Source organism: Actinoallomurus vinaceus (assembly GCF_039542055.1).
In the GTDB taxonomy this organism is placed as follows: Bacteria; Actinomycetota; Actinomycetes; order Streptosporangiales; family Streptosporangiaceae; genus Actinoallomurus; species Actinoallomurus vinaceus.
The window spans coordinates 165,831-189,306 of the sequence record NZ_BAABHK010000012.1 but is presented as its reverse complement, the minus strand read 5'-3'; the positions used below and the strand labels follow the sequence as shown (position 1 = coordinate 189,306).

Here is a 23,476-nt window from a genome sequence, read left to right as displayed (position 1 = left end):
TCGCCCGCGCCCGTCGACTCCGCATCGCCATCTCAGGGAGTGTCCGGTGGATCTCAGCCCGGCTGCGCGGCGTCCAGAGCGCGCCTCGACGCCGCTCACTACGAACAAGACACCGGACACCCCCGAGCCCGGCCTCGCCCCGCCCGGCTCACGCCCACGGTGAGGGCCGTTGACCGACTGGGCGGAACACGCGCCTGAGGAACTCGGCGTCGACCCGGCGGGGCTGTCCCGGGCCCTTGAACTCGTCGGCGCGCGCGGCGGCGCCGCGCAGCTGTGCGTGCTACGTGAGGGGCGGGTGCTCCTCGACCGCGCGATCGGCTGCCGCCCGGACGCGCTGTTCTGCCTGTTCTCGGCCGGGAAGCCGGTCACGGCGCTGCTGGTCCACCTGCTGGCCCAGCGGGGCGCCCTGGCGCTCGACGAGCGGGTCGCGGCGTACTGGCCGGAGTTCGGCCGGCGCGGCAAGGGGGGCGTCACGGTGCGGCAGGTCCTCCAGCACCGGTCCGGCGTTCCGGTGGCCCGCGGAGTGGCCGGCGACGCGCTGGCCATGCGGCACTGGGAGCGGGCCGTGGGCGAGGTCGAGCGGGCCCGTCCGCGATGGCCGCCCGGTCAGGTCCCCGCGTACCACATCCTCACGTACGGCGTGATCCTCGGCGAGCTGGTCCAGCGGGTCACCGGTACGCCGGTGCGCGCCCTGCTCCAGGAGGCGTTCCTGGATCCGCTCGGCCTGACCGACATCCACCTGGGACTCCCCCGCCGGCTGTGGTCCCGGCACGTTCCGGTCCGCTCCGCCGGAGTGGCCGGGTGGACGACGGCGATGCTGTTCAACCGGCGTTCGACGCGCGAGGCGGTCATCCCCTCCGCAGCGGTGTCCGCGACCGCGCGCGATCTGGCGCGCTTCTACCAGGCGCTCCTGGACGGCGGCTCGCTGGACGGCGCACGGATCCTCCAGCCCGCGACGGTCGAGGAGGCGACCCGGCCCTCCAGCGACGGCGAGGTCGACCGCTTCCTCGGCGTGCCGATCCGGTGGTCACACGGTTTCCAGTTGGGCGGCCCGGTCCCGGGAAGCGACCTGAGCCGGCCGATGGGCCGGCTCAGCAGCCCCCGGGCGTTCGGCCACAACGGCAGCAACTGCTGCATCGCCTGGGCCGACCCGTCGCGGCGCCTGGTCTTCGCCTACCTGACCGACCTGCTGCCGTCCGGCCCGCACGGCGCCCGCCACGTGAGCGAGGTCGCCGACGCCGTCCTGGCGGGCTGCGGCTGACCGCCGTACAAGCCCCGTGTCGCCCGTGCTCGATCTCCGCGGTCAGGCGGCCAGGGCGGCAATGATCTTGTCGGTGAGGCGTTCGAGGCGGTCCGGGTCGGCGGGCGCCTGGCGGATGGCGGTGCCCCAGTAAAGGGGGCCCGCGATGAAGTCGAGGCCGAGTTCGAGGTCGGCGTCCGCGGGCAGTTCCCCGCGCTCGACCGCCCGGCGCAGGATGTCGCCGACCTTCCGGCGGCGGCCCTCGCTGATCTCGTCGCGCAGCGTGGCGGCGATGTTCGGGTGGTACGCGCCGGCGGCCAGCAGGTCGGGCAGGATCCGTGAGACCAGGGGGTGGCGCAGCATCTCGTCGGTGGCGGTCAGGTAGGCGCGGACGTCGCCGCGCAGCGTCCCGGTGTCGGGGGTGTCGGCGGCCGTGACCGAGACCTGGACGATCAGGTCGATGGTCATCGCCTCCTTGGACGGCCAGCGCCGGTAGATGGCGGCCTTGCCCGAGCCGGCGCGCCGGGCGACGGCCTCCACACGTTCGCGACCGCCGCCGCGTTGCTGGACACCCCGGTCGAGGCCGTCACGATCCCGTACGAGGACACGACGCTGCCCGGCTACCTGTTCCTGGTCGACGACTCAGGGACGCCGCGTCCCACCGTGGTGTTCACCAGCGGCTTCGACTCCATCCTGGAGGAGGCGTACTTCGCCGTCGCCGCCGCGGCGCTGCGCCGCGGCTACAACTGCCTGGCCTACGACGGCCCCGGGCAGGGCGCCGCGCTACGCGACCAGCGCCTGTTCTTCCGCCCCGGCTGGGAGGCCGTGCTCACCCCGGTCATCGACTACGCCCTGACCCGTCCGGAGATCGACCCGGGCCGCATCGCTCTGCACGGCTACAGCCTCGGCGGCTTCCTGGTCGCCCGCGCGGCCGCCTACGAGCACCGGGCCGCCGCGCTGGTCCTGGACGACGGCCTGTACAGCTACTTCGACTCCTCCACCCGGATGGTCCCGCCGTCGCTGCTCCAGTGGGTGCTGGAGGGCCGGGACGAGCAGGTGGAGCAGGCGCTCTCGGCGGCGATGCCCCACAACACCGCGCTGCGCTGGGCCCTGCGCAACGGAAAGTGGACCTTCGGCGCCGACTCGTTCCCCGACTACGTGCGCCGGTCCCGCGCGTACACGCTGGAGGGGATCGCCCACCAGATCACCACTCCGGCGCTGATCTTCGACCCGGACAACGACTTCGCCTTCAAGGGCGAGCCTCTGCGGCTGCACCAGGCCCTCACCGGCCCGAGCACCATCGTCCCTCTCGCCGAGTCCGAGGGGCTCGGCGAGCACTGCAGCTACGGCGGGCGCGCCACGATGCACCGGTACATGTTCGACTGGCTCGACGAGAACACCGCCGGCGGACACGGTCTGGCGGACGACCGCTGACGGACGGTCCGCCGACCAGAAGCGGCGCTGACAGACGGTCCGCCGCCCGGGGACGACGCTGACAGATGGTCCGCCGCCGAGGGCCGTCCGCGCGGGGCGTGGACGGCCCCTCGCGGCGGTCCGTACGATCGAGGCCGGGTCAGCCGCCGACGGCGTGGACGCCGCCGTCGACGTGGACGATCTCGCCCGTCGTCGCGGGGAACCAGTCGGACAGCAGCGCCACGCAGGCCTTGGCGGTCGGCTCCGGGTCGGCGACGTCCCAGCCCAGCGGGGCCTTCTCCGGCCAGACGTTCGTGAACTCCTCGAAGCCCGGGATGCTCTTGGCCGCCATCGTCTTGAGCGGACCGGCGGCCACGAGGTTGACGCGCACGCCGTCGGGGCCGAGGTACTTGGCGAGGTAGCGGGCGGTGGACTCCAGGCCGGCCTTGGCCACGCCCATCCAGTCGTAGACCGGCCAGGCCTGCGTGGCGTTGTCGAAGTCCAGGCCCACGACCGAGCCGCCGTTCTTCATCAGGGGCAGGCAGGCGGCCGTGAGGGACTTCAGCGAGTAGGTCGAGATCTGCACCGCGGTGGCGACGTCGTCCCACGGCGTGTTCATGAAGTTGCCGCCCATCGCGCTCTGCGGCGCGAACCCGATGGAGTGCACGACCCCGTCGAGCCCGTCGACGTGCTCGGCGACCTTCCCGGCGAGGCCGTCGAGGTGCTCGGTGCTGGTGACGTCCAGCTCGAGCACCGGCGGGGTCTCCGGGAGCCGCTTGGCGATGCGCTCGACGAGCGACATGCGGCCGAATCCGGTCACGACGACGCTCGCGCCCTCCTGCTGGGCCAGTCGTGCCACGTGGAAGCCGATGGAGGCGTCGGTGAGGACGCCGGTGACGAGAATCCGCTTGCCGTCGAGAATGCCCATTCAGTGTCCCATTTCCAGATATCGGCCGCCGTGCGCTGCGGCCCGGTGCTCGCTGTCGGAATGCGCCGGCCGCCGCTCCCCGGGGAGCCGGTCGGCCGACCGCGGGTGCCCCGCGGCGCGCCGAAGGTCAGTGGCCCATGCCGAGACCGCCGTCGACGGGGATGACCGCGCCGGTGATGTAGGCGGCGTCCTCGCCGGACAGGAAGCGGACGGCCTTGGCGATCTCGGCGGGCCGGGCGACGCGGCCCAGCGGGATCTGCTTCTTGATCTCGGCCTGGCGGTCCTCCCCCAGCGCCGCCGTCATGTCGGTGTCCACGAATCCGGGCGCGACGACGTTGACCGTGATGTTGCGGGAGCCGAGCTCGCGGGCGAGCGACCGGGCGAAGCCGACCAGCCCGGCCTTCGAGGCGGCGTAGTTGGCCTGGCCACCGGAGCCGAGCAGCCCGACGACGGAGGAGACGAGGATGATCCGGCCGTTCCGCTTGCGCATCATGCCGCGCACCGCGCGCTTGGCGACCCGGTAGGCGCCGGTGAGGTTGGTGTCGAGGACGGAGGTGAACTCCTCTTCGCTCATCAGCGCGAGCAGGTTGTCCTTGGTGATGCCGGCATTGGCCACCAGCACCTCGACCGGGCCCTGCTCGGCCTCGACCTTGCCGAACGCCGCGTCGACGTCCTCGGCGCTCGTGATGTCACAGCGCACGCCGAACAAGCCCTCGGGGGGCTCTCCGGAGCGGTAGGTCACGGCGACGGCGTCCCCGGCGTTCTTCAGCTCGTGGGCGATGGCCAGCCCGATTCCGCGATTGCCTCCGGTCACGAGGACGGAGCGACTCATTCGACAAACCTCCAGTTCGGTCCGTGGCGAGCCTATTGCGCTACCGATAGGTAACACGAGGACGGCACCGCCAAGGAGAACCGGCCGGTCTTTGTAGGACGCGATAGGTTGCATGCGTGCGAGAGATCGATCCAGAGTTCACCGCCCTACCGTCGCGCGCCCTGGCCGACGCGGCACTGTCCAGAGCGCGCGACCTCGGCGCCGAGCACGTCGACTTCCGCCTCGAACGCATCCGCCATCAGACGCTGCGGCTGTCCGACGGCAACCTCGAGACGGCCCTCGACGCCGACGACGTCGGCTTCGCCGTCCGCGTGATCCTGGACGGCACGTGGGGGTTCGCCGCGGGCATCGACCTGACCACCGACGCCGCCGCCCGGGTGGCCGAGCAGGCGGTCGAGGTGGCCAAGGTGGCCAAGGCCATCAACCGCGAGCGCATCGAGCTGGCCACCGAGCCGGCCCACGGCGAGCGGGTGTGGATCTCCTCCTACGAGGTCGACCCCTTCGACGTGGCGGTGCGGGACAAGATCGCTCTGCTGGCCGACTGGAGCGCCCGGCTGCTGCGCGACGACCGGGTCGCGCACGCCGACGCGTCGCTCCTGCAGGTCAAGGAGAACAAGTTCTACGCCGACACGGCGGGCACCGTGACCACCCAGCAGCGGGTGCGGCTGCACCCGGCGCTGAACGCCGTGGGCATCCGCGACGGGGCGTTCGACACGATGCGCACGCTCGCCCCGCCGGTGGGCCAGGGCTATGAGTTCCTCACCGGCAGCACGTGGGACTGGGACGACGAGCTGGCCCGCATCCCGGAGCTGCTCGCCGAGAAGCTCGCGGCGCCCTCGGTCGAGGCCGGGACGTACGACCTCGTCATCGACCCGTCGAACCTCTGGCTGACCATCCACGAGTCGATCGGTCACGCGACCGAGCTCGACCGCGCGCTCGGGTACGAGGCCGCGTACGCCGGCACCTCCTTCGCGACGCCCGACAAGCTCGGCAGCCTGCAGTACGGCTCGAAGGTCATGAACATCACCGGTGACCGCACCGCCGAGCACGGCCTGGCCACCATCGGCTACGACGACGAGGGCGTCGAGACCCAGCGGTGGGACATCGTCCGCGACGGCCTGTTCGTGGGCTACCAGCTGGACCGGCGGATCGCACACCTGACCGGGGCGGAGCGCTCCAACGGCTGCGCGTTCGCCGACTCGCCGTCGAGCATGCCGCTGCAGCGGATGGCGAACGTCTCCCTGCAGCCGGCGCCGGACGGCCCCTCCACCGAGGAGCTCATCGCCGGGGTCGACCGCGGCATCTACGTCGTCGGCGACAAGAGCTGGTCGATCGACATGCAGCGCTACAACTTCCAGTTCACCGGCCAGCGGTTCTACAAGATCGAGAACGGCCGGCTCGCGGGCCAGCTGCGGGACGCCGCCTACCAGGCGACGACCACCGACTTCTGGAACTCGATGGAGGCCGTCGGCGGGCCGCAGACCTACGTCCTCGGCGGCGCGTTCAACTGCGGCAAGGGCCAGCCCGGCCAGGTCGCGCCGGTCAGCCACGGCGCGCCCTCGGCGCTGTTCCGCGGCGTCAACATCCTCAACGCGGTGAAGGAGGCGGGCAAGTGACCACCCCGCAGGAGACGGTCGAGCGGGCGCTGGCGCTGTCCCGCGCGGACGACTGCGTCGTCATCGCCGAGGAGTCCAGCGGCACCAACCTGCGCTGGGCGGGCAACACGCTGACGACCAACGGCGTCGCCCGGTCCCGGCGGCTCACCGTCATCGCGATCAAGAACAAGGCCGACGGCGTCTCGACCGGGGTCATGTCCCGTACGGGCGTGACCGAGGACCAGATCGAGGACCTCGTCCGCGCGGCCGAGCGCGCGGCGGCCGACAACGCCCCGGCCGAGGACGCCACGTCGCTGGTCGACGCGTCCGAGGCCGGCCCGTCCGGCCGCTGGGAGGAGCCGCCCGCCGAGACGTCCATCGGCGTCTTCGAGGGCTTCGCGCCGGCGCTCGGCGAGGCGTTCGCCGCCGCCGACGCGAACGCGCGCCGGCTCTACGGCTTCGCCGAGCACACGATGAACAGCACCTTCCTCGGCACGTCGTCCGGGCTGCGGCTCCGGTCCGACGAGCCGACCGGGAAGGTCGAGCTGAACGCCAAGTCCGCCGACCTGTCCCGGTCCGCGTGGAACGGCGTGGGCACGCGTGACTTCCGCGACGTCGACGTCGCCGGGATGGCCGACGAGCTCGCCCGGCGGCTCGAGTGGGGCAAGCGGCGGATCGACCTGCCCGCCGGCCGCTACGAGACGCTGCTGCCGCCGAGCGCGGTCGCCGACCTGATGGTCTACCTGTACTGGTCGGCTGGGGCCCGCGACGCCCACGACGGCCGTACGGTGTTCAGCAAGCCCGGCGGGGGCACGCGGGTCGGCGAGAGCCTGTCCGAGACGCCCATCCGGCTGTACAGCGACCCGGCAGCGCCCGGCCTCGAGTGCACGCCGTTCGTCGTCGCGCACGCGTCCAGCCGCGACTCGTCGGCGTTCGACAACGGCGTCGTGCTTCGGCCCGTCGACTGGATCTCCGATGGCCGGCTCTCCGCGCTGCTGCAGTCCCGCCACTCGGCGCGGCTGACCGGCCTGCCCTTCACGCCCGCGGTCGACAACCTGCTGATGGAGGTGCCGGGCAGCACGGCCACGCTGGACGAGATGATCGCCGGCACCCGGCGCGGGCTGCTCCTGACCTGCCTGTGGTACATCCGCGAGGTCGACCCGCAGTCGCTCCTGCTCACCGGGCTGACCCGCGACGGGGTGTACCTCGTCGAGGACGGCGAGGTCGTCGGCGAGGTCAACAACTTCCGGTTCAACGAGAGCCCGGTCGGGATGCTGCAGCGCGTCGCGGAGGCCGGCGCGACGGGGCGGACGCTCGCGCGCGAGTGGTCGGACTACTTCACCCGGACGGCCATGCCGCCGCTGCGGATCCAGGACTTCAACATGTCGACGGTCAGCAAGGCCAGCTGACCGGCCGTCCCGGCCGCCTCCGCCCGGGGGTGGCCGGGACACCGCACTCGCGCTCAGGAGTCCTCGAGGCGGAAGCCCACCTTCAGGCCGACCTGGTAGTGCGCCACCTCACCGTCGACGATCTGGCCGCGCACCTCGATCACCTCGAACCAGTCCAGGTGGCGCAGCGTCTGCCCGGCCCTCCTGAGGCCGTTGCGGATCGCGGCGTCCACGCTCTCCGGCGAGGTGCCCACGATCTCCGTTACCCGGTACGTCCGATCCGTCATGGCGTTCCTCCCGCGGGACGATGGACGGCTTTGATCACTTCTTCCCGCCGACGGTGCGCCCCATGCGGTGATGTGGGGCAGGCTGGCCGCTGTGTTCTCCAACGAAGCGGACCACCGGCGGCTCGTCGAGCGGGCGCGGCAGGCCCTGGCGCCCGACGTCTTCGACTTCTACGCCGGCGGCGCCGGTGACGAGACGACCCTCGCCGCCAATGAGACGGCCTGGCGCGGCGTACGGCTGCGGCCGCGGGTCCTGCGCGACGTCTCGAGGATCGACTCGCGGGTCCGCGTCCTCGGCCGGGAGCTGCCCGCACCGGTCGGCGTGGCCCCGGTCGGCTATCAGACGCTCGCCCATCCGGAGGGCGAGGTGGCGATGGCGCTCGGCGCACGGCGGGCGGGCGCGCTGCTGACGGTCTCGTCCCGCAGTTCCCGGCGGATCGAGGAGATCGCCGCCGAGGCGGACCCGTGGTGGTTCCAGGCGTACGTCCTGCGCGACCGCGGCCTGACGCGGGAGCTCGTACGGCGTGCCGCCGCGGCCGGGGCGACGGCGATCGTACTGACGGGCGACACGCCGTACCTCGGGCGGCGCCGCCGCGACCGGGATGCCGGGCTGATCCCGGACGAGATGTTCGGCGTGAACCTCGGGCCGGGGTTCGACCGTGCGCTGGCGGAGCAGGCGCCGGACGTGACCTACGCCGACGTCGTGGCGCTGCGGGACGTCTCCGGCCTGCCGGTCGTGGTCAAGGGGGTGCTGCGCGGTGACGACGCGCTGGAGTGCGTCGCGGCGGGCGCGGCGGGCGTGTGGGTGTCCAACCACGGCGGGCGGCAGCTCGACGGCGCGGTCGCGACGGCGGAGGCTCTGCCGGAGGTCGCGGACGCGGTGGGCGACGCCGCCGAGGTGTACGCCGACGGCGGCGTCCGTACGGGCGTGGACGTGCTCCGGGCGCTGGCGCTGGGGGCGCGCATGGTGTTCGTGGGACGGCCGGCGCTGTGGTGCCTGGCCGTGGGCGGCGCGGACGCGGTGACCGCCGGGCTGACGGAGCTGGCCGACGCGCTGACGCGGGCGATGGGGCTGGCGGGGACGGCCACGACGGCGGAGATCACCCGGGGGCTTGCCCGCGCCCACCCGGGGACTACCGTGGAGGAGTGAGGGTCAAACCGCTGGGCCGACGGCACGAGCAGCCGGTGGTCTACACCGTGACGGACGCGCGCAAGCCGCTGTCCGAGGACATCATGTACCGCGAGCGCCGGTATCTGATCATGATGGGCATCCGGGCGCTCTGCTTCCTGCTGAGCATCCTCTTCGCCTTCGCGCTGCCCGGCGGCTGGCGGTGGCTGGCGGTCGTCGCGCTGATCGGATCGGTCGTGCTGCCGTACGTTGCCGTGATCTTTGCCAATGGCGGACGCGAACCTGAGTCTGGTGCCCGATTCGCCCCATATGAGGCAAAGGATGTTGACCGAAAACAGATTTCCGGCCCTCGTGACGAAATCGGCTCGTGACAATGTCTTGACTAACTCAGGGGGGGTTCGGTGTACGATTTGTACCGGCGCTCTGGTCCCCCGTCGGAGCGCCCGTGCCGGTGTTCCGGGCCCCCGTCGGAACACCGATGATCGCGACGCCGGGAGGATTGCCCCCGTATCCTCCCGGCGTCGCCATTTCTCCGGCCGCCCGTCCTGACAATCTGTCGACGTCTAGTCAGGACACCTGATCGCCCGACGCGGCCCCATCCTCACGCTGCAGGAGAGCCGCCCGTGGGCGCATGGACGCCCCTCACGGGTATCGAGAGACCCCCATGAATCGGTCAACGCGCCGCACGGTCCTCGTCGCCGGGGCCGCCAACCTCGTCGTCGCCGCGACGAAGCTGACCGCGGGGTTGATCCGGGGGGTCGGGATGGCGGAGGGCGGTACGGCCGAGCATGAGGACGCCGAGACGGAGCGGCGGCTGTCCCGCCTGCCCTGGACCATGCTCGCCCCAGGCCTGCTTCTCGTCCTCGGCGCCGCCGTGCTCGGACTCGTGACCGGGTCGCCGCACGCGTGTCGCACACGGCGGCGCTCTTCGTCGACCACCGCGGGTACGCGTCGGCGGCCCTGGACGGCGGGCCGTGGCGTGCCGCGTCAGCGCCGCTCGAGCCCTGGACGGCGGCGGGCGTCCTCGGTGGAGCGGCCGGCGTCGTGCTGGCGGCATTGGTCGCCGTCCGCCTGCGCCATCGGGCACCACGGGTCCTGCGCCCGGTGACGTCCCGGCTCCGTGCGGCGCATTCGGGCCATGTCGGTGACTACGCCGCCTGGCCCACGGCCGGGGTGGCGTCCTTCGGCCTGCTCCTGTTCACCGTGTGAGGCGGGCGGGCCGCCCGTTCAGCCCACGTGCCGAATGTCCGTTGAGCCCGCGTGCGGGCCCGTGCTGGAACCATCCGTCCCAGCCCTCGATCGGCGGAACGGCCGCCGTGCCGGCGGACGGCCAGGCGGGCGTCGCCCGCTCGGCGCGTTCGACCTTCCTGCCGAGCTCGCGAAGCGCGTCAGGATCGCAGGCGCCGGCCAGCCGGGGGAAGATGTTCGCCTCCTCGTCCTCGAGGTGCTCATGGGTCGTCCCGGCCAGGCGGCGGAAGACCTCGTCGAACCGCGCTTCGGACGGGTCGAGGCCGTCCAGCTCTTTGATCGTCTGACGGGTCCGGGCATGGGCCGCGATCCTCTCCGCGGCGAGCCGCTCCCCGTCCGGTACGTGCGCGCGAACCGCCGGGTAGAGGTACTCCTCCTCGGCGGCGGCGTGACGCATGAGCTCAGTGATCACTTTTGCCACGACGTAGCGGCGTCGTCTGTCGTCACGAGAGAGCGTGATGACGCGAACGAACATGTCCTCGACTCGACGGTGATCCCGCGTGAGCACGTCGATGACGTCCCGGGACCCACGGTGGGTCGGCACGATGTCCTCCTTGTCCGCCGACCCCGGGCGAGCGACAGCCCCGCCCACGCGGAGTCGGCTGTCTGCTCAACCGTTGCGCCCCGCGTACCCCGCGACCCACGACGCAAACGAATGCCCCTGAATACCGGCAATCAGGGTTGGACGAGGATGACCCGCGTGGCAGGCAACGGCTCGGTGGGGCCGCGCGACGGTCCAGGCAGAACCGGAGATCGGCCAGACTGGGAAGGTGACCGCCTCCGAACCTCTCCAGTGCTCCGCCAAAGGCTGCCGGGCCGACGCCCGATGGGCCCTGCGCTGGAACAACCCGAAGATCCATGATCCCGACCGGCGGAAGATCTGGCTCGCCTGCGACGAGCACAAGGAGCACCTGAGCGCGTTCCTTTCCCGCCGGGGCTTCCTGCGGGACACCGTCCCGGTCGACGAGGTGCACTGAGCACCTCACCGAGTCCGCAGGTGCGAAGCCCTGGAACGCCGCGCATGGCGGCCTGCAATGCGTGTGGCGCCCGGAACGCGCACGCCGCGGACTGGAATGCACGCGGGGCAGACTGGAACATGCGCCCGGCGACCTGAAACCACGCCGGGCGGGCTGGAACATCGGCACGGCGGGCTGGAAGGTAGCGCGGAGCGGACCGGAACGTCCGCACGGCGGCCTGGAAGGTGCACGGAACGGCCTGGAAGGTACGCAGGGCGGGAACACGATCCATGTGAGACCGGGGAAACGCTTCGCGCGATCGGCGCGGGACCGGTGGGACGCGTGGTCCTCCCAGGCCCGGTCGCCTCGTCGGCCGCCCCGGCCGCGATGGTTCGCGCGGCCGGTGGGCACGCCCCGGCCGGGAGTCGTCACGGCGGCGATCGTGCTGCTCGCCCTGGGTTCCGGAGCGGCCGACGCGTTCAGCTTCGCGGCGCTCGGTGCCGTCTTCACCAGCGTGATGACCGGCAACCTCGTGCTGCTCGGCGTCGCCGTCGTCCACGCAGACCCCGGCGCCGCCGTGCGCGCCGCCGTGGCGATCGCGGCGTACGCCGCCGGTGTGCTCGGCGCGGCCTCATGGCTCAGAGACACCGGGCCCGCCGGCTCCGGCCCGTGGCCCGGACGCGTCGTCGGCGCGCTGACCGTCGTGCCGGCGGCACAGGCCGCCGTGCTCGCCGCATGGCTTGCCGCGTCCGCCCGCCCCGCCACTGCCCTGCAGGTCACGCTGATCGCGGTGTCCGCAGCGGCGATGGGCGTGCAGGGCACGGCGGTCAATACGGTCGCGGTGAGCGGGGGCGCCACCACCTATCTCACCGGAACGCTGACCGCGCTCATGACCGAGCTGGCCACGACCGGCTCCCCGCACACCATGCGACGGCGGCTGGCCGTTCTGGCCGCCGCCCTCGTCGGCGCCTCGCTCGAGGCGGTCCTCCTGACCTGGGCTCGCCCCGCGGCACCGGCGCTTCCGCTGGTCGCCGCCCTCATCGTCGTGACGACCGGTGTCCTCCGCCCGACCACACGCTCTCACCGGCGATCGTGACCTCTGACCAGCGGCCGCCGGGCAGCACGACGGGCACGTCACGCCGGAGTCAGCGCCCCTCGGGGGCGGCGGTACGCGGGTGTGGCGCATCGCGAGCTCGGTACAACGCAGCGCCAGCGGCTTCCGCGTCGACGCCTCGCGGGATCAGCGCCCCGCAGCGGCCGTATCGCCGCGCAGCGACCCGCAGACTCCCCAACCGGCGGGTCGCGTGATCAGCACCTCGCGGCTTCACCGGCTCGCGCGGGCGGCGGTACGCAGGGGCGGCGCATCGCAGCGTCAGCGCGTTCCGCGCCGATGCCTCGCGGGATCAGCGCCCCGCAGCGCCCGTATCGCCGCGCAGCGACCCGCAGACTCCCCAACCGGCGAGTCGCGTGATCAGCACCTCGCGGCGTCAGCGGCTTGCGGACCAGCCGGCGGCGAGTGCGGTGACGCGGGCGGCCGCGTCTCGCGCGGGCTCGCCTCGGCCCACGGCCAACCCGAGCAGGTAGGCCGTGAGTGGAGCAGCGGGTCGCGCCACTCCGTGCGCCACGTCGCGCGCGAGGTCGAGGATCAGGTCACGGTCCACCTCGGCGGGGTCGATGCCCAACTCCGCGCATGCCGTGTCGAGCCACTCGTCAAGCACCGTTCTCCTCGATCAGCCGGGCCGCCTCGGCGACGTCGTCCTCCGTGTCACAGTCGTACCACGCGGGCCGGCGGTGTCCGGCCGCCAGCAGGCGAGCGGGCTCGAGCGGTGCCATCAGCCCCCGCAGCGAAGCGCCGGGGTACCCGGCGAGGGCGGCGCGCAATGTGGCGGTCCGCCACACGCCGGCGAGCCACTGCGGCCGGTCCCCGTCATCGACGAAGACGGCCCCGGACCGGCCATGCGCCCGGCGGCGCAGCGCATCGACGTCGTTCGTGGTGAGGAACGGCAGATCGGCGGCGAGGACGGCCACCGATGGCGCCCGGACCTGCGCCAGCCCGGCGCGCAGGGCGGGAACCGGTCCGGATCCCGGCGGATCCTCGCGGACGGTGATCGCACCGGGCAGCTCCGGGCGGTCCGGCCCGACGAGCACGATCCGCTCGGCGTCGGCCACCGCCGCGCCGACGCGGGACACCAGCGACCGGCCGCCGACGAGCATTCCAGGCTTGTCGGCACCCCCGAGTCGCGACGCGGCCCCGCCGGCGAGGATGACGGCATCGTATGGATCGCCCGCCGCCGTGGCCGCTGCTGCCACCGCATCGCCCGCCGTCGTGCGCGCTCTGGCCACCGCATCGCCCGCCGTCATGTGCGCCTCGCAGCCGGATCTCCTGCCGCCACCCGCGCACTCGCCCCCGGATCATCCACCGCCACCCGCACGCCCGCCGTGAGACCGCCGGCCGCCACCGGCACACTCGCCGCCGGATCAAACGCCGTCATGCGCGCACTCGCCCTCGGATCGACCACCGCGACCCGCACCCCCGCCGTAAGGCCACCGGCTGCCACCCGCACACTCGCCGCCGGATCGACCGCCGTCATGGCCGCACTCGCCGCCGGGCCAACCGCCGCCCCCGCACCCCCGCCGCGAGGTCGCCGGCCGCGACCCGCGCGCTCGCCGCCGGATCAGTCGCCGTCATGCGCGCTCTTGCCGCTCTCCCGCTCGTAGGCGCTGAGGTTCTGCTCGAGGGCCTTCATGAGCTCCCAGACCTGGCTCGGCGGGATCCGTACGCGGGACACCACCTGGGCCGGAACGTGGACGTAGGAGGTGTCGCTCTCGGTGTCCTCCACCACTTCGGGCGGGCGTACCGCGGTGGAGAAGTCAATCACGAAGGAGTCCTGGGTACGCCACACAGAAGCGAATCCGGCGTAGACGCCGACCTCGTGGTCTGGTGGCACGGTGATCTCGACCCGGTGTTCGCGCGGCTGCTCCGTCACGTCGTCTTTTTACCCTCCGATCGCGGACATCGGACGTGCGGGCTGGAGGAAACCGATGTCGTCGATGCCATGGCCCGCGCGCTTGGCCGCGACGGCGGCCGTCCAGCGCTCGGCGAGTTCGGTGTCGGACGCGCCGGAGCGCAGGGCGCCTCGCAGGTCCGACTCCTCGCGGGCGAACAGGCAGTTGCGGATCTGGCCGTCCGCGGTGAGCCGGACACGGTCGCACGCCCCGCAGAACGGCCGGGTGACCGACCCGATGACGCCGACTCTGGCCGGCCCGCCGTCGATGAGGAAGATCTCGGCAGGAGCGCTGCCGCGGGCGGCGGCGTCCTCCGGAACCAGCGTGAACTCGGCCGACAACCGGTCAAGGATCTCGTCGGCGGTGACCATGTTCTCCCGCCGCCAGCCGTGCTGGGGGTCGAGAGGCATCTGCTCGATGAACCTCAGCTCATAGCCTCGATCGAGGCAGAAGCGCAGCAACGGCACCGCCTCGTGGTCGTTGACGCCTCGCATGAGCACCGTGTTGACCTTCACCGGTCGCAGCCCGGCGCGCTCGGCGGCGTCGAGCCCGGCGAGCACGTCCGGCAGCCGGTCCCGGTGCGCGAGCCGGACGAACGTGTCACCGTCGAGGGTGTCGAGGGAGACGTTCACCCGGTCGAGGCCCGCGTCGTGCAGGGGCTCGGCGAGCCGGGCCAGGCCGATGCCGTTGGTGGTCAGCGACACGTGCGGGCGCGGACGCAGCGCGGTGGTGCGCGCCACGATGTCCACCAGCCCCCTGCGGAGCAGCGGCTCGCCTCCGGTGTAGCGGACCTCGGTGATCCCGAGGCGCTCGACACCGACAGCGACCAGGCGGATCACCTCGTCGTCGGTGAGGAGCTCCGGTTTGGGCAGCCATTCGAGGCCTTCCGGGGGCATGCAGTACGTGCAACGCAGGTTGCAGCGGTCGGTGAGGGACACGCGAAGATCGGTCGCCACCCGGCCGAAGCCGTCCACCAGCAAGGACGAACCCCCTCTATCGATTCGGACACTTCAGCCTATGTCGTCGGGCCGACAATCCGCGCTACCGACGACCCTCGCCGCACCTGCCGAGTCGAATTCAACGATCTTTCAGGATTTCTCCAGAAAGCAGGGAACGGCCCCGCGAAGTTAGATGATCATGGTGGTCGGACGGGGTGCCCCGTCCCTCCCGCGCCGAGCGGGAGCCGCCTCCTACGGAGAGTGAGAGTCACCCAGGTGAAGCTCAACACCACCCTGGCGGTAGCCGGAATCGCAGGCGCCATCGCCGCGGCCGGTCTCGCGTCGCCCGCGCAGGCCACCGCGTCCAAGCCCGCCAAGCCGCATGACTGCCTGGCCAAGAGGGACCATCTCGCCGTCAGCCTCGGCAAGTCCTGGCCGGCCGGCAACACCCGCGTCGACCAAGCGGTCGTGATCGGCTCGAAGGCCACGGCCAAGGGGAAGATCTGTCTTCTGACCGGCCGGGCGAAGGTGAAGCTGCTCGACAAGAGGGGCCACGTCATCCGCTACGGGTACATCACCGGCGCCCGTGGCCGCGCCGCACAGGTCGGGGCGGGACACGAGGCGGTGTTCCATCTGTTCTTCGGCACGTCGAAGACGCCTCACGTGCGCCCGGCCAAGATCCGGGTGACGCTGCCGAAGGGCGCCGGCACCTACACGGTGAGCTGGGGCAAGGCCCCCGTCCCCACCTCGAAGATCATCAAGGTCGACGGAATCAAGCCGTACCTGGACTGACCCGGTAGGTGAGCACGCCGGAGCCGTCCTCCGGTGAGCAGCCGGAGCGGTCCCCTGGTAAGCAGGCAACCCGCGGGCACGCCGGAGCCGTCCCCACCTTTCCGGTGGGGACGGCTCAACGGCTCCGGGATGGCATGAGGACGCCCGCCGGGCCGCGGCCCGGCGGGCGTTCCCGTCAGCCCTTCACGCAGATCAACTGGCGCAGGTGGGCGACCACCTCCACGAGGTCGGACTGCGCCTCGATCACCGACTCGATGTCCTTGTACGCTCCGGGGATCTCGTCGATCACCCCGGAGTCCTTCCGGCATTCGACGCCCTTGGTCTGCTCGATCAGGTCGTCGACGGTGAACGACCGCTTCGCCTGGTTGCGGCTCATCCTCCGGCCCGCGCCGTGCGACGCGGAGTTGAAGGCCTTCTCGTTGCCCAGCCCGCGCACGATGTACGTGCCGGTCGCCATCGAGCCCGGGATGATGCCCAGGTCCCCGTCGCCCGCGCGGATCGCGCCCTTGCGGGTGACGAGCAGCTCCACGCCGTCGTACACCTCCTCCGCCACGTAGTTGTGGTGGCAGGAGATGACGTCGTCCCAGCGGACCCGCTTGCCGGCGAAGAACCGCGTGACGACGTTCTGGGTGAGGGCCATCATCACGGCGCGGTTGCGCCGCGCGTAGTCCTGCGCCCAGAACAGGTCCCGGCGGTACTCCTCCATCTTCCGGGTGCCGTTGATGAAGACGGCGAGGTCGCGGTCGGGCAGGTCCTGGTTGTGCGGCAGCCGCATCGCGGCCTCGATGTGGTGCTCGGCCAGCTCCTTGCCGATGTTGCGCGACCCGGAGTGCAGCACGATCCACACCGAGCCCTCGTCATCGGCGCAGACCTCCAGGAAGTGGTTGCCCGAGCCGAGCGTGCCGAGCTGCGACGTCGCCTTGCCCCGGCGGGACCGCGCGACCGGCGCCAGCTCGTCGTACCGCTTCCAGAACTCGTACCAGCCGCGTTCCTTCAGCCCGGGTACGGCCGAGGGGTCGATGGGCTCCTTGTGCGCCCCGCGCCCCACCGGCACCGCCTTCTCGATCTTCGCCCGCAGGCGGCTCAGGTCGTCCGGCAGGTCCGCCACGGTGAGGCTGGACTTGACCGCGGTCATCCCGCAGCCGATGTCCACGCCGACCGCGGCCGGCGCCACGGCGTCCCGCATCGCGATCACCGAGCCGACCGTCGCGCCCTTCCCGTAGTGCACGTCGGGCATGACCGCGACGCCGTGCACCCACGGCAGGCTCGAGACGTTGCGCAGCTGGTCGAGCGCGACCTGCTCGACGTCGGCCGGGTCGGTCCACATCCGGATCGGAACGTGGCCGCCCTTCATCGTGTACGGCATCACCATCTCCTCTCCAGATCGTCGGTGAGCCGGGGTCTATGACGCCAGACATGCCCTGCCCGGTTCAACCGAATTAATACCCGGTGACGGATGCGCGGCGCCTGGCGGACGCGGTCCCGGCCACCAAGGCCGCCGAAGGCAGGGGGGTCCCGCAGGCCTCAGGCGAGGGTGCGGCGGCCGTCCTCCGCCCGTACGGTGATGCGACGCCGATCGAGGTACTCCAGGAGGGGCACCGCCACCCGGCGGCTCGTGCCGAGGGCGCGGCGCGCCTCGCTGACCGTGAACGGCTGGGGCAGTCCGGCCAGGACGCGTGCCGCGTCGGCGTCCGCGCCCGGCAACAGGACGATCCCATCGGCGATCTTCAGCAGGGCTCCGGACCGCACGGCCGCGCCGAGCGCCCGCTCCGTGAGCCCGAGCTCGGCCAGCCGGCCGGCCTCCGGAGCGCAGAACGGCTCTTTCTCCAGATCGTCACGCAGCCGCCGTACGGCGTCGGCGACCGGCGGCGGGAGTGCGGTGCCGCCCGGCCCGTGGATCCGGCCGGAGCCGAGACGCAGCGGGGGTTCCACCAGCGCGTCCACCAGGCGGCGGTCGGGCAGCCCGAGCGCGGAACGGGCCGCCTCGACCGGCAGGCCGGGGTTGAGCGGGTCGGCCGCCGCGTGCGTGCGCACCTCCTCCGCCAGGCGGTGCCGGAGCGCGGCCCAGTGCCCAGGGTCGGCGAGCCAGTCGGCGGCGACGGGATCCGCGCCCGGCGAGACGCCCATCGCCCGGAGGTCGTGTTCGCGGATCAGCCCGTACCGGCGGAGGAGGGCCGCGGCGTCCGGGGTGCCGGACGCGAGCTCCTGGGCGCGCGCCGCGGCCGCCCCGCGCCGCCGCAGCGCCGGCGGCCGTACGTCCAGCACGGTGACCCCGGCGACGCGGCGGGCGCCCGGGTCGCGCAGCAACGCCCGGTCGCCGATGTGCAGGGGCAGCGGCCGGGTCAGGGTGAGCCGTGCGGTGTCGTCGCCCAGGGGCCGCAGGCGTACGGCGACGGCGGCGGAGCCGATGTGCAGGACCGGCTCGCGGGGCAGCGTCCGGGCCGCCGCGCCGTGGAGGCGCACGTCGACGAGGTCGGTGACCGTCCACTCGTCGCTCGTCAGCGCCATGCCGCGGGCCACCTTGTCGCGGTCGACGCCGCGCAGGTTGATCGCCACACGGGCGACGGCGGAGACGGTCTGGGCGGTCTCCTTGAGCGTCTGCAGGGCCCGGACCCGTACCGGACGGCCGTCGAGACGGAGCTCGGCGCCGACCTGGATCGTGCCGGCGGGGAGGGTGCCGGTGACCACCGTGCCGCTGCCCTTGATCGTGAACGCGCGGTCGACCCAGACCCGGACGGGCGCTGTGACATCGGGCGGGGGAAGCCCGGCGACCAGCCGGTCGAGGGCGTCGCGCAGGGCGGGCAGGCCCGTGCCGGTGGCGCCGCTCACGGTCACCGCCTCGACCCGGCCCAGGCCGGTGCGGGCGATCTCCGCGGCCGCCTGGTCGCGGGCGGCGCCGGCCTCGGCGAGGTCCGCGCGGGTGACCACGAGGAGGCCGTGGCGGACCCCGAGGGCGTCGATCGCCGCCAGATGCTCGGCGGACTGCGGCATCCAGCCCTCGTCGGCGGCGACCACGATCATCACCGCGGGCACGGGCCCGACGCCGGCGAGCATGGTGGTGACGAAGCGTTCGTGGCCGGGGACGTCCACGAACGCGATGCGCTCTCCCGACGGCAACGTCGTCCAGGCGTACCCGAGGCCGATGGTCATGCCCCGGCGGCGCTCCTCGGCCCAGCGGTCCGGCTCCATCCCGGTCAGCGCCCGGACCAGCGTGGACTTGCCGTGATCGACGTGCCCGGCGGTGGCGATCACATGCACGGGCGCTCCTCCCCCGCCGCGACCGCCCGCTCGATCCGCCGGGCCAGCTCGGCGTCGGCGAGGTCGGCGGGGACGGTCCGCAGGTCGAGGAGCAGCCGGCCCGACTCGATCCGGCCGATGATCCCGGCGCGGCGCAGCGGCTCGGTGTACGAGGCGGGGAGGCTGACGGCCGCGCTGGGCAGTTCGACGCCGGGCGCTCCGCCTCCGCCGACCCGGGCGGCCGACTCGACGGCGAGGGCGTCGTGTTCGGTGAGCTCCTTGGCGAGGCGCTCGGCCCGCTGCCGCAGGAGGCGGACGTCGGCGTGCAGGGCGTGTGCGGTGGGCGTCCGTGGTCCGCGCACGGTCGCCTCCAGCGCGGCGAGCGTGAGCTTGTCGACGCGCAGGGCGCGGGCCAGCGGGTGCCGCCGCAGGCGTTCGATCAAGTCGGCCCGGCCGAGCAGCAGGCCGGCCTGCGGGCCGCCCAGCAGTTTGTCGCCGCTGGCCGTGACGAGGGCGGCGCCGTCCCGCAGCACCGTGGCGGCGTCGGGTTCCTCGGGCAGGGACGGTTCGGCGGCGAGCAGGCCGGAGCCGATGTCGACGACGACCGGAACGCCCAGCCCGGCCAGTTCGCGCACCGACGCCTGCGCCGTGAAACCCTCGATCCGGAAGTTGGAGGGATGGACCTTCAGGAGGAAGCCGGTGTCGGGGCCGAGCGCGGCCGCGTAGTCGGCGGCGGTCGTGCGGTTCGTGGTGCCGACCTCGCGCAGCCGGGCGCCGGTGGAGACGAGCAGGTCGGGGAGGCGGAAACCGTCCCCGATCTCCACCATCTCGCCGCGGCTGATCACGATCTCCCGGCCCTGCGCGAGGGCCGTGGCGGCCAGCACGAGGGCGGCCGCGTTGTTGTTCACGACGTGCACCGCCTCCGCCGCCGGGCAGGCCTCGGCCAGGGCCTCGAGGGTGCCGCGGCCGCGCCGGTCGCGGCGGCCGGTGGCCAGGTCGTACTCGACGTCGGTGCAGCCGGCGGCGGCGAGCACCGCATCCCGGGCGGCCGCGGACAGCGGGGCACGGCCCAGGTTGGTGTGGAGGAGCACGCCCGTGGCGTTGATCACGGGGCGCAGGGTCGTCGCGTGCGGCGGCAGAGCGGCGACGGCGGCGTCGGCCACGCACTCGGCGGTGATCTCCCCGCGCCGCGCACGCTCCTGCGCCGCCGCGACCGCCGACTTCACGGTGCCGCGTCCGAGCCTGAGGGTCGCCTCCGTGAGCCGCGGGTCGGCGAGCACGGCGTCCGTACGCGGAACCCGGCGTCGAGAGTCCATGTCAGAAACCTACGACCGTGGCATCCCGGACGCCACGGGCCCGCCCGGCGTCCGGCGGCTCCCCCACCGCGCCAAGCGTCAGGAGAGTCCACTTCCTTCGCGGCGCCGCGAAGGAAGTGGACCGCTATTTCACGCACAATCGCCCACAATATGCCTATTGCGAGCGATCTGATTGTTCAAAATTATTCAATTATCAATGCTTATCCGCCGACGCCGTCGAATTGCCGTCCTGCGGCGCGATCAACGGCATCGAAGCCACCTCAACGCATGCGCCATTGGCCATGCTTCGAGACGCTTTGCGCCAAATGGCGCCGGGATGCTCAACTATCTTTCCCATCATTCTCACCTCCTTTCGCCAACTTATCCCCACGCATCCCGGGCCGTCCTGGAGATCAGTTCCATGGATTCCGCCGGGTCGAGCGCCTCTGCACTGAGTCGTTCGAAACTGAGCCTGTGCCGGTAGGTTTCGGTCTCTTCTTCGACATACGAGCAGCCGTTCAGGTGCTCTATGTACGTGACATCGTGGAACTTGATGCCACCGACCTGCGGGAACTGCAGAAGCGTGAAGGACCCCGTCGCGATCGGATGGGGTCCGTCAAGTCGAAGGACCTGGAGGGTGACGTTGGGCAATTCGGCCAATTCCAGGAGATGTTCGAGCTGCTCGCGCATGACGTCCGTGCTCGCGTAACGCCGGAGCAGGGTGGCCTCGTCCAAGACGATGGACAGCCGCAGCGGCGCCTCGCGGGTGAGTACGGACTGGCGCGCCAGCCGCGTCTCCACGCGGGCCTCCACCCGGCTCGGCGGGACCATTTCGATCGAATGGAGCCACTGCTCGACCGCCGAGGCATAGGCCTCCGTCTGCAGGAGGCCGGGAACGACCTGCGTCTCCCATTGGCGGATCTCCTCCGCCTCCATCTCCAGGCCGATATAGGAGGCGTACGGCTCGGGAAGGGCGTCGGAGTAGGCCTCCCACCATCCCTTGCGCACGGCATCTCTGGCGAGCTGGAGAAGCTGCTCGCGGTATGTGCCGTCGACACCATAGAGTTCCAGCAAGCTCCTCACGTCTCCCAGACGGGGGGCTTGACGGGCGTTTTCGATCCGGCTGACCTTCGAGGCCGACCAGCCGAGACGCTCGGCGACGTCATCTCCGGTCAGTTCGGCTCTCTCACGGAGGCGGCGCAGCTCGGTGGCCAGTCTACGATTACGAACCGTGCCACTACTGGGCCCGGGCACCTTTGTCCTCCCCAGCCGACCGACGAGACTCCCTCGGCCGTGCGTTACTACTTTGGCATAACCGTTATAGAGGTCAGCCGTAATGGTGTCAAGAAATCGCCGTCGCAACCTTTAGTGAAACTTGCGACGCAATATACCTTAGTAGGCGATGTACGGCGAGTCGGTTACGAACCGCGGAGACGACCTCGCACGCACTACCCGCATGCATAGCAGCACGGCAATCACCTGGGCCGCCGCCCTTCCCATCTTGTGACAACGACCACATGATCGCCACGCCCCGCCACCGCATATCTCGTGGTGGCGGGGCGAGGGTCCGGCGAGGCCGCCCAGAGGACTCGCGGGACGGTGCTCAGGCGCCGAGCGGCTCGTCGGCGAGGTAGGGCGGGGCCGGCTCGTACTGGATGTACCTGCGCACGGCCCGGGCGTGATCCCTGCCATGCAGGCGCCCGACGAGCCACAGCGCCATGTCGATGCCGGCGGACACCCCCTGGCTCGTGACGAGATTCCCATCGACGACGTAGCGCGCGTCGCGTACGACGGTGATGTCGCCGCGCGCTTCCAGCGTGTCCTCGAACTCATGATGGGTCGCCACCCGCCGGCCCCGGGCGTGGCCCGCCTCGTGGAGGAGCAGCGCGCCCGTGCACACGCTGGTGATCCAGGCGGCGTCGGCCTTCCTGAGCCAGTCGATGAGGACCGGATTGGACACCTCGCGCCGAGTTCCCCGGCCGCCCGGCGCCAGCACGACGTCGAGGCGCGGGTGGTCGCCGAAGACATGGTCGGTCAGGACCCGGAGCCCCTTGTTGCAGCGCACCGGACCGGGCTTCTCGGCGATGGTCACCACGGTGTCGGCGCGGTCCCGCAGCATGGAGGAGGCGGTGAAGACCTCCCACGGGCCGACGAAGTCCAGCTCCTCCGCGCCGTCGAAGAGCAGTAGTCCATAGGTCGTCACGCGTACTCCTTAGTTGATCGAAAACGGTCCCGGTAGTCGGACGGGGGAACGCCGACGTGCCGGTGGAACGCCCGGCGCAGCGTCTCGGCGGTGCCGAAGCCGTACCGCCGGGCGATCGCGTCGACGGGGTCGTCGCCCTCGGCCAGCGCGCGGCGCGCCGCCTCGACGCGCACGCGCTCGACGTACGCCGCCGGGGGCACGCCGAGCTCGGCCGTGAATCTGCGTTGCAGGTGACGGGGGCTCAGACCGGCCCTGGCGGCCAGCTCCTCGACGCCGTGGCGGTCCCCCGGGGCCGCGTGCACGGCGTCCACCGCGAGGCGGATCGGGTCGCTCGACGGCTGGGCGGACCACAGCGGAACGCTGAACTGGGACTGGCTTCCGGGCCTGCGCAGGAACATCACCAGCTCCTGGGCGACGGCGTGGGCCCGGTCGCGGCCGAAATCCTCCTCGACCAGGGCGAGCGCCAGGTCCATGCCGGCGGTCACCCCCGCGGACGTCCAGAACCTTCCGTCGCGGATGAAGATCGGATCGCAGTCGACGGTCAGCTCCGGATGCTCGGCGGTCAGCTGGTCGCGGCGTCTCCAGTGGGTGGTCACGCGGCGGCCGGCCAGGAGGCCCGCCGCGGCCAGCAGGAGGACGCCGCTGCAGACGGACGCGACGCGCCGGGCGCCCGCTCCGGCGGCGGCCACCCACTCGACCAGCGCCCGGTCCCGCCGGGCCTCGTCGACGCCCGCTCCGCCCACCACCACGAGCGTGTCGACGCCGGCGGGGTCGACGTCGCCCACGCCGTACTCGGCGTGGACCGGAAGGGCGCTCCGCGAGCGTACGAGCCCGGCCCGCGGCGCGACGATCCGGCACCGGTATCCGGCGTGGCCGAAGACCTCGTGCGGCCCGACGAGGTCGAGCGGCTGGAATCCGTCGAAGACGACGAAGGTGACCTGGGGCGCGTCCATGTCCCCAGCCTCGTCCGTCCGGAAGGATGGCGTCAACGA

At 72.3% G+C, this 23,476-nt stretch carries 27 protein-coding genes; 10 read left to right on the top strand and 17 right to left on the bottom strand.

Annotated elements, in window-relative coordinates; genetic code table 11:
* The first annotated feature begins 169 nt into the window (after positions 1 to 169).
* Positions 170 to 1,261 carry a serine hydrolase domain-containing protein gene (locus tag ABEA24_RS35460; RefSeq protein ID WP_345436599.1) on the top strand — a complete coding sequence of 364 codons (1,092 nt, stop codon included), beginning with the start codon at positions 170 to 172 and terminating at the stop codon, positions 1,259 to 1,261.
* 42 nt (positions 1,262 to 1,303) lie between these two features.
* Here the strand turns inward: ABEA24_RS35460 and ABEA24_RS35455 are convergent, their stop codons facing one another.
* The gene (locus tag ABEA24_RS35455) at positions 1,304 to 1,780 is read right to left on the bottom strand and encodes a TetR/AcrR family transcriptional regulator (RefSeq protein ID WP_345436597.1); all 477 of its coding nucleotides are present in this window, start codon (positions 1,778 to 1,780) and stop codon (positions 1,304 to 1,306) included.
* Between ABEA24_RS35455 and ABEA24_RS35450 the strand changes: the two genes are divergently transcribed.
* Positions 1,685 to 2,674, top strand: coding sequence for an alpha/beta hydrolase family protein (locus ABEA24_RS35450; RefSeq protein WP_486303930.1), 990 nt, complete (start codon positions 1,685 to 1,687; stop codon positions 2,672 to 2,674). The genes ABEA24_RS35455 and ABEA24_RS35450 overlap by 96 nt on opposite strands.
* A gap of 139 nt (positions 2,675 to 2,813) precedes the next feature.
* Here the strand turns inward: ABEA24_RS35450 and fabI are convergent, their stop codons facing one another.
* Together fabI and ABEA24_RS35440 are read right to left on the bottom strand one after the other, a co-directional pair.
* Positions 2,814 to 3,581, bottom strand: a complete 768-nt coding sequence (fabI, locus tag ABEA24_RS35445; RefSeq protein ID WP_345436593.1) for an enoyl-ACP reductase FabI — start codon at positions 3,579 to 3,581, stop codon at positions 2,814 to 2,816.
* A 127-nt stretch (positions 3,582 to 3,708) separates the two neighbouring features.
* Positions 3,709 to 4,413, bottom strand: coding sequence for a beta-ketoacyl-ACP reductase (locus ABEA24_RS35440; RefSeq protein WP_345436591.1), 705 nt, complete (start codon positions 4,411 to 4,413; stop codon positions 3,709 to 3,711).
* Between the two features lie 116 nt (positions 4,414 to 4,529).
* Here ABEA24_RS35440 and ABEA24_RS35435 point away from each other — a divergent pair, with 116 nt between their 5' ends.
* Positions 4,530 to 6,029 carry a TldD/PmbA family protein gene (locus ABEA24_RS35435; protein ID WP_345436589.1) on the top strand — a complete coding sequence of 500 codons (1,500 nt, stop codon included), beginning with the start codon at positions 4,530 to 4,532 and terminating at the stop codon, positions 6,027 to 6,029.
* Entirely contained in the window at positions 6,026 to 7,417 is a 1,392-nt protein-coding gene (locus ABEA24_RS35430; RefSeq protein ID WP_345436587.1) for a metallopeptidase TldD-related protein, read from the top strand. The genes ABEA24_RS35435 and ABEA24_RS35430 overlap by 4 nt, the downstream gene beginning before the upstream one ends.
* Positions 7,418 to 7,470: 53 nt before the next feature.
* Here ABEA24_RS35430 and ABEA24_RS35425 read toward each other — a convergent pair whose 3' ends face one another.
* On the bottom strand, positions 7,471 to 7,683 hold the full coding sequence (locus tag ABEA24_RS35425; RefSeq protein ID WP_345436586.1) for a dodecin: 213 nt from the start codon (positions 7,681 to 7,683) through the stop codon (positions 7,471 to 7,473).
* A gap of 91 nt (positions 7,684 to 7,774) precedes the next feature.
* Here ABEA24_RS35425 and ABEA24_RS35420 point away from each other — a divergent pair, with 91 nt between their 5' ends.
* Together ABEA24_RS35420 and ABEA24_RS35415 are read left to right on the top strand one after the other, a co-directional pair.
* A complete protein-coding gene (locus ABEA24_RS35420) occupies positions 7,775 to 8,830 on the top strand; it encodes an alpha-hydroxy acid oxidase (protein WP_345436584.1) in 1,056 nt (351 codons plus the stop codon).
* The gene (locus ABEA24_RS35415) at positions 8,827 to 9,180 is read left to right on the top strand and encodes a DUF3099 domain-containing protein (protein WP_345436582.1); all 354 of its coding nucleotides are present in this window, start codon (positions 8,827 to 8,829) and stop codon (positions 9,178 to 9,180) included. The genes ABEA24_RS35420 and ABEA24_RS35415 overlap by 4 nt, the downstream gene beginning before the upstream one ends.
* A 302-nt stretch (positions 9,181 to 9,482) precedes the next feature.
* On the opposite strand, the gene ABEA24_RS35410 is transcribed toward ABEA24_RS35415, so the two are convergent.
* Positions 9,483 to 9,713 carry a hypothetical protein gene (locus ABEA24_RS35410; RefSeq protein WP_345436580.1) on the bottom strand — a complete coding sequence of 77 codons (231 nt, stop codon included), beginning with the start codon at positions 9,711 to 9,713 and terminating at the stop codon, positions 9,483 to 9,485.
* A gap of 2 nt (positions 9,714 to 9,715) precedes the next feature.
* On the opposite strand from ABEA24_RS35410, the gene ABEA24_RS35405 reads away from it, so the two are divergent.
* Positions 9,716 to 10,018, top strand: coding sequence for a hypothetical protein (locus ABEA24_RS35405; protein ID WP_345436578.1), 303 nt, complete (start codon positions 9,716 to 9,718; stop codon positions 10,016 to 10,018).
* On the opposite strand, the gene ABEA24_RS35400 is transcribed toward ABEA24_RS35405, so the two are convergent.
* A complete protein-coding gene (locus ABEA24_RS35400; protein WP_345436577.1) occupies positions 10,008 to 10,601 on the bottom strand; it encodes a hemerythrin domain-containing protein in 594 nt (197 codons plus the stop codon). The genes ABEA24_RS35405 and ABEA24_RS35400 overlap by 11 nt on opposite strands.
* Before the next feature lie 226 nt (positions 10,602 to 10,827).
* On the opposite strand from ABEA24_RS35400, the gene ABEA24_RS35395 reads away from it, so the two are divergent.
* Complete coding sequence (locus ABEA24_RS35395; RefSeq protein ID WP_345436575.1) at positions 10,828 to 11,034, top strand: hypothetical protein; 207 nt, start codon at positions 10,828 to 10,830, stop codon at positions 11,032 to 11,034.
* Positions 11,035 to 11,416: 382 nt separating this feature from the next.
* Positions 11,417 to 12,109: a DUF1275 family protein gene (locus ABEA24_RS35390; RefSeq protein ID WP_345436573.1), complete on the top strand. Its 693-nt coding sequence runs from the start codon at positions 11,417 to 11,419 to the stop codon at positions 12,107 to 12,109.
* A 391-nt stretch (positions 12,110 to 12,500) separates the two neighbouring features.
* Here the strand turns inward: ABEA24_RS35390 and ABEA24_RS35385 are convergent, their stop codons facing one another.
* The 4 genes from ABEA24_RS35385 to moaA form a co-directional block, all read right to left on the bottom strand.
* Positions 12,501 to 12,731 (bottom strand): DUF6457 domain-containing protein, encoded by a 231-nt coding sequence (locus ABEA24_RS35385; RefSeq protein ID WP_345436571.1) that lies wholly within the window; start codon positions 12,729 to 12,731, stop codon positions 12,501 to 12,503.
* On the bottom strand, positions 12,724 to 13,374 hold the full coding sequence (mobA, locus tag ABEA24_RS35380) for a molybdenum cofactor guanylyltransferase (RefSeq protein WP_345436569.1): 651 nt from the start codon (positions 13,372 to 13,374) through the stop codon (positions 12,724 to 12,726). The genes ABEA24_RS35385 and mobA overlap by 8 nt, the downstream gene beginning before the upstream one ends.
* A gap of 314 nt (positions 13,375 to 13,688) precedes the next feature.
* A complete protein-coding gene (locus ABEA24_RS35375) occupies positions 13,689 to 14,000 on the bottom strand; it encodes a DUF3467 domain-containing protein (protein WP_345436567.1) in 312 nt (103 codons plus the stop codon).
* A 9-nt stretch (positions 14,001 to 14,009) separates the two neighbouring features.
* Entirely contained in the window at positions 14,010 to 14,999 is a 990-nt protein-coding gene (gene moaA / locus ABEA24_RS35370; protein ID WP_345436565.1) for a GTP 3',8-cyclase MoaA, read from the bottom strand.
* A 219-nt stretch (positions 15,000 to 15,218) separates the two neighbouring features.
* Between moaA and ABEA24_RS35365 the strand changes: the two genes are divergently transcribed.
* Entirely contained in the window at positions 15,219 to 15,749 is a 531-nt protein-coding gene (locus ABEA24_RS35365) for a hypothetical protein (RefSeq protein ID WP_345436563.1), read from the top strand.
* A gap of 175 nt (positions 15,750 to 15,924) precedes the next feature.
* Here ABEA24_RS35365 and ABEA24_RS35360 read toward each other — a convergent pair whose 3' ends face one another.
* From ABEA24_RS35360 to ABEA24_RS35330, 7 genes are all read right to left on the bottom strand, one after another.
* A complete protein-coding gene (locus ABEA24_RS35360; protein WP_345436560.1) occupies positions 15,925 to 17,115 on the bottom strand; it encodes an RtcB family protein in 1,191 nt (396 codons plus the stop codon).
* 158 nt (positions 17,116 to 17,273) lie between these two features.
* Positions 17,274 to 19,007: a selenocysteine-specific translation elongation factor gene (gene selB, locus ABEA24_RS35355; RefSeq protein ID WP_345436557.1), complete on the bottom strand. Its 1,734-nt coding sequence runs from the start codon at positions 19,005 to 19,007 to the stop codon at positions 17,274 to 17,276.
* Complete coding sequence (selA, locus tag ABEA24_RS35350; RefSeq protein ID WP_345436555.1) at positions 18,998 to 20,302, bottom strand: L-seryl-tRNA(Sec) selenium transferase; 1,305 nt, start codon at positions 20,300 to 20,302, stop codon at positions 18,998 to 19,000. Before selA ends, selB begins: the two co-directional genes overlap by 10 nt.
* A 193-nt stretch (positions 20,303 to 20,495) precedes the next feature.
* Positions 20,496 to 20,642 (bottom strand): DUF397 domain-containing protein, encoded by a 147-nt coding sequence (locus ABEA24_RS35345; protein ID WP_345436553.1) that lies wholly within the window; start codon positions 20,640 to 20,642, stop codon positions 20,496 to 20,498.
* Between the two features lie 20 nt (positions 20,643 to 20,662).
* Complete coding sequence (locus ABEA24_RS35340) at positions 20,663 to 21,535, bottom strand: helix-turn-helix domain-containing protein (protein ID WP_345436551.1); 873 nt, start codon at positions 21,533 to 21,535, stop codon at positions 20,663 to 20,665.
* Between the two features lie 349 nt (positions 21,536 to 21,884).
* Positions 21,885 to 22,484, bottom strand: coding sequence for a DJ-1/PfpI family protein (locus ABEA24_RS35335; RefSeq protein ID WP_345436549.1), 600 nt, complete (start codon positions 22,482 to 22,484; stop codon positions 21,885 to 21,887).
* Positions 22,481 to 23,437 (bottom strand): GlxA family transcriptional regulator, encoded by a 957-nt coding sequence (locus ABEA24_RS35330; RefSeq protein ID WP_345436547.1) that lies wholly within the window; start codon positions 23,435 to 23,437, stop codon positions 22,481 to 22,483. The genes ABEA24_RS35335 and ABEA24_RS35330 overlap by 4 nt, the downstream gene beginning before the upstream one ends.
* Positions 23,438 to 23,476: the final 39 nt, after the last annotated feature.